Annotated in this window: 9 protein-coding genes and 1 pseudogene; all 10 read left to right on the top strand. The window is 71.6% G+C overall.

Going from position 1 to position 13312, the window contains the following annotated elements:
• Positions 1 to 12: 12 nt before the first annotated feature.
• The gene (locus ACZ7L0_RS23215; RefSeq protein ID WP_471244425.1) at positions 13 to 1011 is read left to right on the top strand and encodes a carbohydrate ABC transporter permease; all 999 of its coding nucleotides are present in this window, start codon (positions 13 to 15) and stop codon (positions 1009 to 1011) included.
• Positions 1008 to 1838, top strand: coding sequence for a carbohydrate ABC transporter permease (locus ACZ7L0_RS23210; protein WP_471244424.1), 831 nt, complete (start codon positions 1008 to 1010; stop codon positions 1836 to 1838). The genes ACZ7L0_RS23215 and ACZ7L0_RS23210 overlap by 4 nt, the downstream gene beginning before the upstream one ends.
• A gap of 8 nt (positions 1839 to 1846) precedes the next feature.
• Positions 1847 to 3361, top strand: a complete 1515-nt coding sequence (locus ACZ7L0_RS23205) for a glycoside hydrolase family 3 protein (RefSeq protein ID WP_471244423.1) — start codon at positions 1847 to 1849, stop codon at positions 3359 to 3361.
• A gap of 113 nt (positions 3362 to 3474) precedes the next feature.
• On the top strand, positions 3475 to 6153 hold the full coding sequence (locus tag ACZ7L0_RS23200) for a hypothetical protein (RefSeq protein ID WP_471244422.1): 2679 nt from the start codon (positions 3475 to 3477) through the stop codon (positions 6151 to 6153).
• The gene (locus ACZ7L0_RS23195) at positions 6150 to 7847 is read left to right on the top strand and encodes a hypothetical protein (protein ID WP_471244421.1); all 1698 of its coding nucleotides are present in this window, start codon (positions 6150 to 6152) and stop codon (positions 7845 to 7847) included. The genes ACZ7L0_RS23200 and ACZ7L0_RS23195 overlap by 4 nt, the downstream gene beginning before the upstream one ends.
• A gap of 122 nt (positions 7848 to 7969) precedes the next feature.
• Positions 7970 to 9001, top strand: coding sequence for a phytanoyl-CoA dioxygenase family protein (locus tag ACZ7L0_RS23190; RefSeq protein ID WP_471244420.1), 1032 nt, complete (start codon positions 7970 to 7972; stop codon positions 8999 to 9001).
• Positions 8998 to 10329 (top strand): DUF6271 family protein, encoded by a 1332-nt coding sequence (locus ACZ7L0_RS23185; protein WP_471244419.1) that lies wholly within the window; start codon positions 8998 to 9000, stop codon positions 10327 to 10329. The genes ACZ7L0_RS23190 and ACZ7L0_RS23185 overlap by 4 nt, the downstream gene beginning before the upstream one ends.
• A pseudogene (locus ACZ7L0_RS23180) lies at positions 10326 to 11489 on the top strand (type III PLP-dependent enzyme); the annotation flags it as partial. The gene ACZ7L0_RS23185 and the pseudogene ACZ7L0_RS23180, both read left to right, overlap by 4 nt.
• Positions 11484 to 12002, top strand: a complete 519-nt coding sequence (locus tag ACZ7L0_RS23175) for a GNAT family N-acetyltransferase (RefSeq protein WP_471244601.1) — start codon at positions 11484 to 11486, stop codon at positions 12000 to 12002. The pseudogene ACZ7L0_RS23180 and the gene ACZ7L0_RS23175, both read left to right, overlap by 6 nt.
• Positions 12002 to 13195: an MFS transporter gene (locus ACZ7L0_RS23170; RefSeq protein WP_471244418.1), complete on the top strand. Its 1194-nt coding sequence runs from the start codon at positions 12002 to 12004 to the stop codon at positions 13193 to 13195. The genes ACZ7L0_RS23175 and ACZ7L0_RS23170 overlap by 1 nt, the downstream gene beginning before the upstream one ends.
• The last annotated feature ends 117 nt before the right edge of the window (positions 13196 to 13312 follow it).

The following is a 13312-nucleotide window of genomic DNA, read 5'->3' as shown; positions in this document are numbered from 1 at the left end:
AGATGGCAACTCATGTCAGTGCAGACCGAAGGCACGGACACGGCCGGGGAGCCCGCTGTCCGCAAGGCCGAGACGCCGGCGCCTCCCCGGGGTGAGGCACGCGGGTCCGGGCCCTCACCCAGGCGCGGTGCCGCCACTCCCTACCTGCTCCTGCTGCCGGCGCTGCTGGCCACCCTGATCCTGCTCGGCTGGCCGCTGGTGAAGAACGGCATGCTGTCGTTCCAGAACCTCAACCCCCGGCAGCTCATCCAGCACCTCACCGAGTGGAACGGCGTCGAGAACTACAAGAGCGTGCTCAGCGGGGCGGACTTCTGGCACGTCGTGGAGCGCTCCGTCGTCTTCACCGCGGCCAACGTCGTGCTCATCATGGTCTTCGGCACCCTGATCGGCCTGCTGCTCGCCCGCCTCGGCCGGAAGATGCGGCTGACACTGATGCTGGGCCTCGTCCTCGCCTGGGCCATGCCCGTCATCGCGGCCACCACCGTCTACCAGTGGCTGTTCGCCCAGCGGTTCGGCGTCGTCAACTGGGTGCTGGACAAGCTCGGCTGGCACTCCATGGCCGACTACAACTGGCTCGGCAGCCAGTTCTCGACCTTCTCCGTGGTCACCCTGCTGATCGTCTGGCAGTCGATCCCGTTCGTGGCGATCAACCTCTACGCCGCCACGACCACGATCCCCAAGGAGCTGTACGAGGCCGCGTCCCTGGACGGCGCCGGCGCCTGGCAGAGCTTCACCTCGGTGACCTTCCCCTTCCTCAGACCGTTCCTGTACGCCACGACCTTCCTCGAGGTCATCTGGGTCTTCAAGTCGTTCGCGCAGATCTTCGCGATCAACGAGGGCGGCCCCGACCGGCTGACCGAGACCCTGCCCATCTACGCCTTCGTCGAGGGCGTCGGCAACCAGCACTTCGGGGTGGGCGCGGCGATCTCGTTCCTCACCATCCTGGTGCTGCTCGTCATCACCTCGTACTACCTGCGCATGGTGCTCAAGCAAGAGGAGGACGAGCTGTGAAGCGCTCACTCTTCGGCCGTATCTGGCCCAACGCGACCGCCCTCGTCCTCTTCGTCGGCTTCGCGTTCCCCGTCTACTGGATGTTCGCCACGGCCTTCAAGCCGACCGGCGACATCATCGCCGAGGACCCGGTGTGGTTCCCCACCCAGGTCACCCTCGGCCACTTCGACAAGGCCGTGCACGCGGACCACTTCTGGACGCTGGTCGGCAACTCCGTCGTCGTCACGGTCTGCGCGGTGGTCTTCTCCCTGGTCATCGCGCTCTTCGCGGCCTTCGCCCTGGCCCGCATGCGGTTCAAGGGGCGGCGCGGCCTCATCGTGACCTTCATGCTGGCGCAGATGGCCCCCTGGGAGGTCATGGTCATCGCCATCTACATGCTGGTCCGCGACAACGACATGCTCGACAGCCTCGTCCCGCTCACCGTCTTCTACACGATGATGGTGCTGCCCCTCACGATCCTGACGCTGCGCGGCTATGTGGCCGCCGTGCCGAAGGAGCTGGAGGAGTCCGCGATGGTCGACGGCTGCACCAGGACCCAGGCGTTCGTCCGGGTGATCTTCCCGCTGCTGGCGCCCGGCCTGATGGCCACCTCGCTGTTCGGTTTCATCACCGCGTGGAACGAGTACCCGCTCGTCCTGATCCTCAACAAGAGCATCGAGAAGCAGACCCTGCCGATCTGGATCTCCCAGTTCCGCACCGCCTTCGGCGACGACTGGGGCGCCACTATGGCGGCGTCGACGCTGTTCGCGCTGCCCATCCTGATCCTTTTCATCGTTCTGCAGCGCAAGGCGGTCAGTGGCCTGACCGACGGAGCCGTGAAGGGATGACACCCCCGATGACCACACGCGCCACCACCGCGTCCGACAGCGGCTCCGCCGCGGGCGACACCCTCACCCGCGACGCGCTCGCCGTGTTGCAGCCGGGCTTCGCCGGCACCACCGCGCCGGACTGGGTGCGCCGCCGGCTCGGCGAAGGGCTGGCCTCCGTCGCCCTGTTCGGCCGCAACGTCGCCACCCAGGAACAGGTCGCCGACCTCACCGCCCAGTTGCGGGCCGAGCGGGACGACCTGCTGGTGGCCATCGACGAGGAGAGCGGCGACGTCACCCGCCTGGAGGTCCGCACGGGCTCCTCCTTCCCCGGCAACCTCGCCCTCGGCGCCGTCGACGACCCGGACCTCACCCGGAGCGTCGCCCGCGAACTGGGCCGCCGCCTCGCCGCCTGCGGCGTCAACTTCGACTGGGCGCCGTCCGCCGACGTCAACGCCGACCCCGACAACCCGGTCATCGGCGTCCGCTCCTTCGGCGCCGGCACCGACCTGGTCGCCCGGCACACCGCCGCATACGTGCAGGGCCTGCAGTCCACCGGCGTCGCCGCGTGCACCAAGCACTTCCCCGGGCACGGCGACACCAACGTCGACTCCCACCACGCCGTCCCCCGCATCGACGTCGACGCGGACACCCTGTACGAGCGGGAACTGCCCCCCTTCCGCGCGGCCATCGCGGCCGGCACCCGCGCCGTGATGAGCGCGCACATCCTCGTCCCCGCCCTGGACCCGCACCACCCCGGGACCCTGTCCCGCCGGATCCTCACCGAGCTGCTGCGCGGCGAACTCGGCTACGACGGCCTCATCGTCACCGACGGCATGGAGATGCGCGCGATCTCGGGGACGTACGGGCTGGAGCACGGTGTCGTCCTGGCCATCGCGGCCGGCGCCGACGCGATCTGCGTGGGCGGCGGACTGTGCGACGAGAACACGGTGCTCACACTGCGGGACTCACTGGTCGCCGCCGTCCGCTCCGGTGAACTGCCGCACGAGCGTCTGGCCGACGCCGCCGCCCGGGTACGGCACCTGGCCCGCTGGACCGCCGAGGCGCGCCGCGGTGGGGGAGCCGAGGTCGAACCCGCCCCGGAGATCGGCCTGGTGGCGGCGCGCCGCGCGCTGACCGTGACCCGCACGGGCGGCGCCGAACCGGTCACCGGACCGGTGTACGTCGCCACCTTCCACCCGGCCGCCAACATCGCCGTCGGGAACGAGACCCCCTGGGGCCTCGGCGCCGAGCTGGAGCGTCTGCTGCCCGGCACCACCGGCGGCACCTTCACCGGTGCCGACGCGGGCGCCGCGGCGCTGGCGGCGGCGGGCGGCCGCCGTGTCGTCGCCGTGGTGCGTGACGAGCACCGGCACGACTGGATGCGCGCCGCCCTGGACGTCCTCCTCGCCGCCCGCCCGGACACGATCGTGGTCGAGATGGGCGTACCGCAGGCCCCGCCGCGCGGCGCCCTGCACCTCGCCACGCACGGCGCCGCCCGCGTCTGCGGCGTGGCGGCGGCGGAGCGCGTCCTCGCGGGCTGACGGGCGGGGCGGGGCGCGAAATACGCTCGATCCGGTGGTTTCCGGCATGTCGACGTGCCCGGAACGGAGTAGCAGGGCATCTCCCAGGCGACGGTGCGGCGATGGGGGGAAAGATGCTCACGGTCACTTTCAAGGGGAGGACGCCCCTTCCCACGCCCGGCGCGGAGCCGGGCTTCGCCATCTGGTCCTACCGGATCGAGTCCACCACCCCCGGCGAGCTGCCGGCGGGACAGCGGATCGCCCTCGGCCTGCCCAGCGCGGTGGAGGTGCGCGGCCCCGAGCGGTATCCCGGAGTGCCCCTGCTGGAGGGCATGTTCATCGAACGAACCGCGGGAGCGAGCCGGCAGTACGTGGGGCGGCAGATCGGCTCGACCGGCGCCCAGACCCTGTCGTTCGCCGCACCGGCGGCCGAGACCCGTAGCGAACTGCTGCTCGCCAAGGCCTCGCCCGGTCAGCAGCTGAGCTCGGTGCCCTTCGCGACGACCACGGGCGGCACCCCGCAGACGGTACAGCTGCTCCCCGCGCCCGTGATCGGCCCACCGGTGTTCAACGGGCGCCCGCTCGCCGACTTCACCGGCACGCTGCCGTACGCGAGTGAGCTGTTCGGCGTCTACCAGCCGCTGGCCGGCTGGTTCGGCCGGCAGAACTCGCTGCGCGCGCTGGCCGACGCACCGGACGCGGCGTTCACCGGGGCCGACGCCCGCGCCCTGGCCGGCCGGGAACTGAGCGAACTGGCCGAGCGGTTCGAGGCCGCCGCGCAGGGAGTGCTGTCACCCGTGGGCGTGGTGAACCTGTTCCGGCAGTACTTCTTCGAGTTCGACACCTTCCTCGGGACGCCGGCCGGACATCTGTGGATCAGCCCCGGCGGCACCGTGGAGGTCGTCGAGACCAGCACCCGGCGGATGCTCCTGGAGCGGACCGCCGAGCAGTCGGAGGAGACCTCCCGCAAGGTCGAGGAGTCCCTGACCGAGCAGGACGACCTGGTCGACGCGGTCAAGGAGGAGAACGCCAACGACACCACGCTGGGTGTCAGCGTCACCGGCGGTGTGGACGCCGGGGTCTACCACGCCGACGCCAGCGCCAGCTTCAGCCAGCAGACCACCGTCAAGCAGTCCGCCGAGCGCACCCACAAGCACGCCCGGACCCAGAGCTCGAAGGTCACGAGCGAGATCAAGCGGAACTTCAAGACCACCTTCAAGCAGGTCACCGAGACCACGGACACCACGAGCCGCCGCTATCTCATCCAGAACACCACCGACCACCTGGTCAACTACGAGCTGCGGCGCAAGATGCGCAAGGTCGGCGTGCAGGTCCAGCACATCGGTACCCGGCTGAGCTGGCAGGTCTACCTGGACGGGCCCGGCCGCGACCTGGGCCTGGGCGACCTCGTGCACGTGGCGCCCGCGCCCGACCTGACCTCGGTGAAGAAGCCCGACGTGGTGCCGTATCCGCCGGACCAGCAGGTGACCCACCATCTGAGCGTTCCGTTCGTGCTCTACCAGGGCGCCGACCACGACGCGGAGAACACCTACCAGACCTCGGACGAGAACCGGGACCACGGCATCTTCCGGCCCGACGTCGGCACCAACGACATCATCCAGTTCCGCTTCGACTATCCGCTGCCGCCCCCGCCGCCCGGGTTCGCGCTGAAGAAGATCGGCACCCTCGACTTCCACGGCGCCCAGGTCAGGTACACCACCGACGCCGACGACCTGCTGCCCAACCCCGACACCGGCGCGAACGTCCTCAAACTGCGGCTCACCTACGCCAACTTCGGCGGCCAGAAGTTCATCCCGTTCGACGCCGTCATGGTGTACGAGCCCACGGCCGAGAACAAGCACGCGATCGACGCCACCAACACGGCCGCGCAGGAGGCGTACGACAAGCAGGTGGCGCGCCTGGAACACGAGGCGTACGGGAACGCGGTGCGCGAGCGGCTGAGGCTGGTCAGCGGCGTGCGTCCGCGCCCGTCACGCGACCTGCGCAGCGAGGAGCGGCAGACCGTCTACGGAGCCCTGATCCAGCAGCTCCAGCTCTTCGAGGACCCGCATCTGGGCTCGGAGCTGATCCGGCAGATCTTCGACGTGGACGAGATGCTGTACTTCGTGGCCCCCGACTACTGGCGGGCCAGGCCGGTGGTACCCGTCCATGCCGGTCAGGGCAGCCCCAGCCGGTATCCGGTTCCCGCCCCGGCCGCCCCGACGGGCGGTCCGCTCGCGGGACAGACCGTGGTCAGCTGGTACACCCACACCGACGCGACCAACGCGCTCGACACCCAGGGCCACGCCACTCCCGAGTGGCGCACCGACTACCTCATCACCGAGGAGACCCAGCCCGCCCCGCTCGGCAGTTCCCTGGGCTGGCTGATCCAGGAGGACGGCGACGAGCGGCGCAACGAGTTCCTCAACGCCGCCTGGGCCAAGGCGGTGCTGCCGGTTCGGCCCGGGCGGGAGCTGGACGCCCTGCTGTGGCTGTCCCAGGCGAACGTCGAGGGCGAGGCCGCGCTCGACCTGCCGTACCCGTTCCAGCCGGGGGACCCGCCCGAGTACCAGGGCAAGAACGTGGGAGAGGTCCTTCGGATGCTCGCCGCCGAACTCCGGGCGGCCAATACCGACATCTCCCGGACCCTGGCCACGGAACGGGCCTTCGAGACCGGATTCGACCCGCTGGACGGCGGCTTCCGGCCGGCGGAGCCCTACCAGGTCTTCGATCAGTGGGTCGAGGTCCTGCCCACCGACCAGGTGGTGGCCGTGGAGGTGCAGTACGACCCCGCCACGGGGCAGGAGTTGTGAGCCGGCGGTTCCGGCTGGAGGTGCGGGACGCGAGCGGCGGGAAGGTGACCGGGGCCGGGCTGGTGCTCTCGACCTGGACCGGATCGGGCGATGTGCGCGTGGAGCCGCGGCGGGTGGTGACGGCGGACGACGAGACGGAGACGCCCGACGCCGTCGTCAACGTGACCTTCTCGCTGGACCACGCCCGCTTCGCGCCGCTCGTCGTCAACCTGGTGCGCACGGCCGCCGAGAGTGTCTGGCGGTGGACCGATCCACGGCTCCGGGTCGTCACCCGCGGTCAGCTGGTGACCGTGACCGCGGTCCTGTCCCGGGTACGGCCGGCGCCCCTCACCTTCCGGTCGGAGAACGAGCTCCAGGAGCTCGCCCGCCGGACCAAGGAGCCGCAGGACGAGAGGTACCGCGCCGCCCACGCGCACGAGCGCGACCCGCAGAAGAGGATCCCGCCGCGATCGGTACGGATCGGTCCGCTCCCGGGCGTCCTGCGGGACCAGGACCACCGCTACCGAAACTCCTACGCCCCACCGCAGACCGCCTACCACACCCTCGCCCCCGAGCCGCTCGGGAACGAGGACGAGAAGGACTGGCCGGTGGCGGCGCAGGGCTGGGGCCGCTTCCGCACCACCGTACGGCCGTGCGCGCCGGAGCAGGCGGGGCGCATCCACATGATCGAGTACGGGGAGGTGGGGACCGAGCCGAAAGGCCCCCGCTTCCTGGTCGGGGTGTGGCTGCCGCACGAGCTGGCCAAGGTCGGACGCCGCACGCTGGACTTCCTGGTCTGGTTCACGCCCAACACCCGGCCGCCCGACTACCCGGTGGACTCGTATCCCTTCGGCCGCGACTACCCGTACGGGCTGATGGCCCGCACCCTCCCCGACCGGCCCTACTTCGCCTCGCAGACCTACGCCGAGATCGCCTACACCCACTGGTTCAACCAGCACGGGATCGTCTACCAGATGCTGGCGGCGCAGCGGAAGTCGGTCGTGGTGATCCCAGTCGCCCCCAGCTCGCACTTCGAGCTGTGGCACTCGGAGCGGACCCTGATGCGGATGCTCAAGGAGATCTGCCGCTGGATTCCCAGGGACGACGACGGAAGGGTGCCACGGGTCCACCCGGCGCCGCCGGAGGTGGGACGGGTGGCGGTCGCGGGATTCAGCGCGGCGGCCGTCACACTGCACCGGCTGCTCACCCGCGCGGGAGCGGATCCGTATTACCAGGACGAGGAGTGGGGCCGAGCGGTGGACGGCCCCGACTTCGACCGCGCCTGGGGTGAACTCTGGCCGGTGGACCTGGCGTTCAGGGGGGACACCGGACTACACGTCGACTTCCTGAACCGGGCGGCCCGGTGGGCCGGGCGGGGCGACCGCCGACTGCGTATCTACCAGAGCGACGATCCCAACGGCCGCTGGGATCCCCGCGACACGCAGTCCGGCGGCCGAACGTTCGCGCAGGATCTCGCGCGAGAGATGCGGGGCGGCCGGAGCGTCCACCGAACCGGCCCGCACGGCAAGGACCCGTACTGGGCGGTCCTGGCCGCCAACCGCACCGGCACCATCCAGGCGCTGTCCATGTCCCGGAGCTATGTCACCTCGCCGCCCCCGACCGGCGCACCCGAATGGGACGGCCGGCCGCACGAGAACATGCCCCGGCTCTGCCTGGGCCATGCCATGAACACGAGCGGTCTCGCACGGGACTGAGCCGGGCAACAACCGGCAGTACACAGGCACTTGGCGGCATTTTCGGCCATGATCCGTTGACACCAGAAGTGGTCTAGTCCAACTTGAGGGCACGTCAGTTCGACCACCCCGGAGTCGCCGCCATGCCGACGCCTGACCGCCACCTGTACCGAGCGGCCTCGGACCGCCCCTACTTCAGCGCGGACGCCGAGACCTATCTCGCCCAGACCCCGCTCAGAGACATCGAGAAGTCACGGCCGCTGCGCGTGCTGTCCGAGGCGGACCACGCCTTCTGGCAGACGTACGGCTATGTCGTCGTCCGGGACGCCATCTCCCCGGGTGCGGCCAAGAGCCTGCTGGAGTTCGCCTGGGAGTTCCAGGGACTCGACCCCGACCGTCCCGAAACCTGGTACCAGGAGCGGGAGTTCCGCTCGGACCTCGACCGCGATCTGCATGTCTACGGCTTCGTCGAGGCCTACCACCACCAGCTCCTGTGGGACAGCCGCCAGACCGAGCGGGTCCACGACGCCTTCGTCGACGTATGGGACTGCGAGGAGCTGTGGGTCACCCTGGACCGGCTGAACCTCAACCCGCCCAACCGGGGCAACCGTTCCCGCTCGCTGATCGAACCCACCGACCAGGGCTTCGACATCGAGCTGCACTGGGACGTCGACACCACCCTCGGTGTCCTTCCGCAACGCGTCCAGGGCATCATCGCGCTCACCGACACCCGCCCCGAACTCGGCGGCTTCCAGTGCGCGCCCGAACTGTTCCGCGGCTTCGAGCGGTGGCGGGCCGCCCAGCCCGCCGGCCGCGACCCGATCCGCCCCGACGTCGACCGCGCGGAGTTCCCCGTCGTACGGCCCGACCTCCAGGCCGGCGACCTGCTGATCTTCAACGGGCTGCTGGCGCACGGCGTGGCACCCAACCTCTCCGACAACGGTGTCCGAGCCGTCCAGTACCTGTCGATGATGCCCGCGCTGGAGGAGCACACGGACCTGCGCCGCTCCCGCGTCGAGTCCTGGCGCACCCTCGCCACCCCCGACTGGAACGCGACCCTCCTCGGCGACGCCCGCAGGCCCGAGGCCCTCCGCTACGGCCCCGCCACGCTCGACGGCCTGGGCCGGAAGCTGCTGGGGCTGGACTCCTGGCGCGGACAGGAGGACGCGCGGTGAACCGGGGGACCGGCACACACCGGATCTGTCTCACCCTCCCCACCAACCGGCCGTGCGCACCGACCCTGGCCGCCGTCGCCGAGGAGGCGGCCCACGCGGCCCGCCGCTTCGACGCCGAGGTGCACCTGCTGGTCCTCGACTCCTGCGACGACCGGATCCGGGCCGAGCACGCCCGCGTCCTGGCCGGTCTGCCCACGGTGCCGGGCGTGACCGGCCATCACCTCGACGAGGCGCGCCAGCGGGACTTCCTGCGGCGCGTGGTGCACCGGGCCGGCCTCGCCGACCCGGACCGGATACTCGGCCTCATGCTCCCGGCCGGCGTCTCCTACGGGGCCTGCACCAACCGCGCCTTCCTGACCGCCGCCGCGCTCGGCTGCCGGTCGGTGCACCGCCGGGACTCCGACAGCGCCTACCAACTGCTGGACGGCGAGCCGGTCTTCCCCGTCCACCACGAACTCCCCTCGCTGGGCCGACGCGCCGCCGAAGCCGCGTCCCACGTGTCCGAGACCGACCTCGCCCCCGCCCACGCCGACCGCCCGGTGTCGCTGGCCGGGGCCTCCTTCATCGGCGAACTCTCCGTGGACATCGGCGAGATCCAGCGTCTGGACGAGGACATCTACCACGAGGTGGTGGGCCTGTGGGCGCCCGGTGACTGGTCCGAGGAGCGCAGACGGGACCTGGTCGAGGAGTCCTTCAAGGGGGCCGGCACCGCCCCGTTCACCGGCGACCACTCGACGCTGACCCTGGTCGACCCCATGCGGGTGGACATGTGCAACATCGCCTTCCACCACGAGGTGTACGAGCGGGTGCCGCTGCCCCCGGCCACCGACACCATCGGCAGCGACTACTTCCTCCTCCACCTCGTCCACGACGCCACGCTGCCGGGCATCCTGCACAACCGCCACATCGAGAACTTCCACACCCCGGAACGGCGCACCGAGACCGGCTTCCTCGCCTACCAGACGCGGTTCGTGAAGTTCCTGCTGTCGATGCTCTACTTCCACCACGTCTACGACCGGATGGCCGCCGCGGGCGCCGCCCTCCTCGACGACCGGCAACGCGTCCGGCCCGACGCCGTCGTCCGGCTCCTGCGGGAGAGCACCCGCCTGGACCGGTCCGAGAACGTGTGGCGGCTGGACCGCGTCGACAGCGCCTACCGGAAACTGGGCGGCCGCTACGCGGACTTCGCCGACCTGCTGGCCACGCGCCGCGAACGGCTGCTGGACGAGGCCCGCCGCGACATCGAGGACTTCGCGCGGCTGATCGAGGCCTGGCCCTCGCTGGTGCGCGCGGCCCGGGACACCGGACTCGGGAGCGCGGCCCAGTGAACGGGAACGTGCCCGCCCCGCCGGCCGCCGCCTCGGACGACGCCGTCGTCTTCGACCTCCCGGGGATCGAGGGACAGTACGACGCTCTCCTGCGGGAGTTGCCCGGCCTCGCCGTCCGCTTCGCCGTCAAGGCCTGCCCCGTCGACGAGGTGCTGACCTGCCTCGCCGACCGGGGTGCCGGGTTCGACGCGGCGAGCCCCGCCGAGATCGCGCAGGCCCTGCGGACGGGCGTGCCCGCGGACCGGATCCACTACGGCAACACCGTCAAGTCCGACGCGGCCATCGCCGAGGCTCACCGGCTCGGCATCCGGACCTTCGCCACCGACAGCATGCAGGACATGGCGGCGATCGCCGACCACGCTCCCGGTGCCCGGGTGTTCTGCCGCCTCGCCACCAGCGGGGAGGGGGCCCTGTGGGGCCTGAGCCGGAAGTTCGGCTGCTCGCCGGCGGACGCGGTACGGGTGCTGACCGAGGCGCGGGCGGCCGGCCTGATCCCGGCGGGACTGTCCGTGCACGTCGGCTCCCAGCAGCTCACCGTCGAAGCCTGGCAGGACGCCTTCGACACCCTCGCCGAGGTGCTCGTGGCGCTGCGCCGGAGCGGCATCGCGCCGGACCACGTCAACCTCGGCGGCGGCCTGCCCGCGCTCGGCTACCTCGACCGGTGGGGGCGGAGGCTCGAACCCCCGCTGGACAAGATGTTCGCCGTCATCCGCGAGGGCATGGAGCGGCTGCGCGACATCAGCGGGACCCCGCTCGCCTTCGTCATGGAGCCGGGCCGCCACCTGGTGGCCGACCACGGCGCCGTACGGGCCCATGTGTACCGGATGACCGAGCGCCGGCGACCGGACGGCGAGGCCGAACACTGGCTGTACCTGAGCGTCGGCAAGTTCAACGGGCTGTACGAGATGGACCGGGTGAGCTATCGGCTGGTGTTCCCGGGTGCGGAGAAGGGGGACGACACGGCGTACGTCCCCGCCGTCGTCGCGGGCCCGACCTGCGACAGCGACGACGCCTACGGAGCCGGGCACCACCGGGTGCGTGTGCCCAGGGGCCTGGCGTCCGGCGACCCGGTCTGGATCCTGTCCGCCGGCGCCTACGCCACCAGCTACATGGCCCAGCGATTCAACGGCTTCCGCCCGCTGCCCTACGAGGTCGTGCGCGTCCGCCCGGTCGCCGACGACGACTGGCCCGCCGTGGCCGCCCTGGAAGCCGCCGCGTACGCCGACTGCTCGCTCTCGGAGGGCCGGGCCGCGCTGGAGTCCCGGGGCCGCAGCTCGCCGGACACCTGCTTCGTCCTGGACCTCGGCGGCCGGATCGCGGGCTACGTACTCGCGCTGCCCTATCCGAGGTTCCACTGCCCCGACCTCACCAGGCCGGAAGGCACCGTCTTCCGCTCCCGCAACCTCCACCTGCACGACCTCGTCGTCGCCGAGGACCTGCGGGGCCGGGGACTGGGCGGGCGGCTGCTGCACCGCCTGACGGCCGCCGCCGAGGCGGGCGGGTACGAGCACATCTCGCTGGTCGCGGTCGGCGGCAAGGAGACCTTCTGGCGGGCCCACGGCCACCGGCCCCACCGCGAGGTCGCCCTGCCGCCGGGCTACGGCGGCGACGCGGTGTACATGTCCACCGGGGTGCGTACGAGCCGCCCTCACGACGGGGAGGAGACGGGCTGATGCGCCTGCCACACGTCCACGACGGATTCCGCCGCGAGAAGTGGGCGATCGCGGCCCTGTTCTGCTTCCTCGGGTTCCAGTACGCCACCTGGGCCTCCCGCCTCCCCGCGCTGAAGACCCGGCTGCACCTGACCGAGGAGGAACTGGGCCTGCTGCTGATGGCCTGCGGTGCGGGCGCCGCCGCCTCCTTCCCGCTCGTCGCCCTCCTGACCCGGCGACTGGGCTCCCGGCGCCTGGCACTCGCCTCCGCCCTGTGCCTCGCCGCGCTGCTCGTCGCCCTGTGCGTGGTGCCGGACTATCCGGTGGCGCTCCTGGTCATCTGCTGCGACGGCGTCGCCGTCGGCTGCCTGAACGTCGCCATGAACGCGCAGGGTGCCGCACTGGAGACCAAGTACGGGCGCACCGCCATGTCCCAGCTGCACGCGACGTTCAGCGCCGGGCTGCTGGGCGCGGCACTCCTGGCCTCCGGCGTCAACGCGGTGACCCCGGCCGTCACGGCACACTTCGCCACGGCCGCCGCCCTGCTCGTACTGCTCCTCGGCTGGGCCCGCCCCCGCCTGCTGACGGACGAGCCGCCGCAGGAGAGGAAGGAGCCCCGGACACGCTCCCGCGCCCTGACCCCGCCGTCGCGGACGACGCTGTGGATGGGCTGCGCCATGGCGTTCGGCACCGTCACCGAAGGCGCCATGAACGACTGGTCGGCGCTCTACCTGAAGGACGTCGTCAAGGCCTCGGCGGCCGTCGCGCCGCTGGGCATCGCCGTGGTCTCGGTCATGATGCTGCTGGCGCGCGCTTTCGCCGACCGCTGGCGCAGCCGCTGGGGCGACGGCCGTGTCGTCCGCGTCGGCAGCACCGTGGCCGGCCTCGGACTGGCGCTCGCCCTGCCGGCCGGCGGGGTACTGCCCACACTCCTCGGCTTCGCCTGCGTCGGACTGGGCGCGGCGGCGATCACCCCGTGCGTGTACGTGGCCGCCGCCGCGCGCGGCGCGGACGCGCTGGCCCTGGTCGCCGCCATGGGCACCACCGGCCTGCTGGCCGGCCCCGCCCTGATCGGCTTCATCGCGGGCGCCGGCGGCCTCACCCTCGGCATGGCCGCGGTCGCCGCCTCGGCACTGACCGTCTCGCTGTGCGCCTTCCGGATCCGCTGGGGTGTCCCGGCCGCCGCGGAGGACGGTGCCGTGGCTGTGTCGTGAGGGGGGCGGGGCCGCCGGTTCGGACGTCTGGTGTCTCGTAGGCACGACAGCGGCCGCTGTCACCAGGGTTCATCGGGGGCGCTGGTGATCTGGTCCCGGGCATGGCCGCCTTGCCTG

The organism is Streptomyces sp. NPDC039424 (assembly GCF_055639495.1).
The sequence above is the reverse complement of the archived record's forward strand: the minus strand, read 5'-3'. Positions and strand labels throughout refer to the sequence as shown.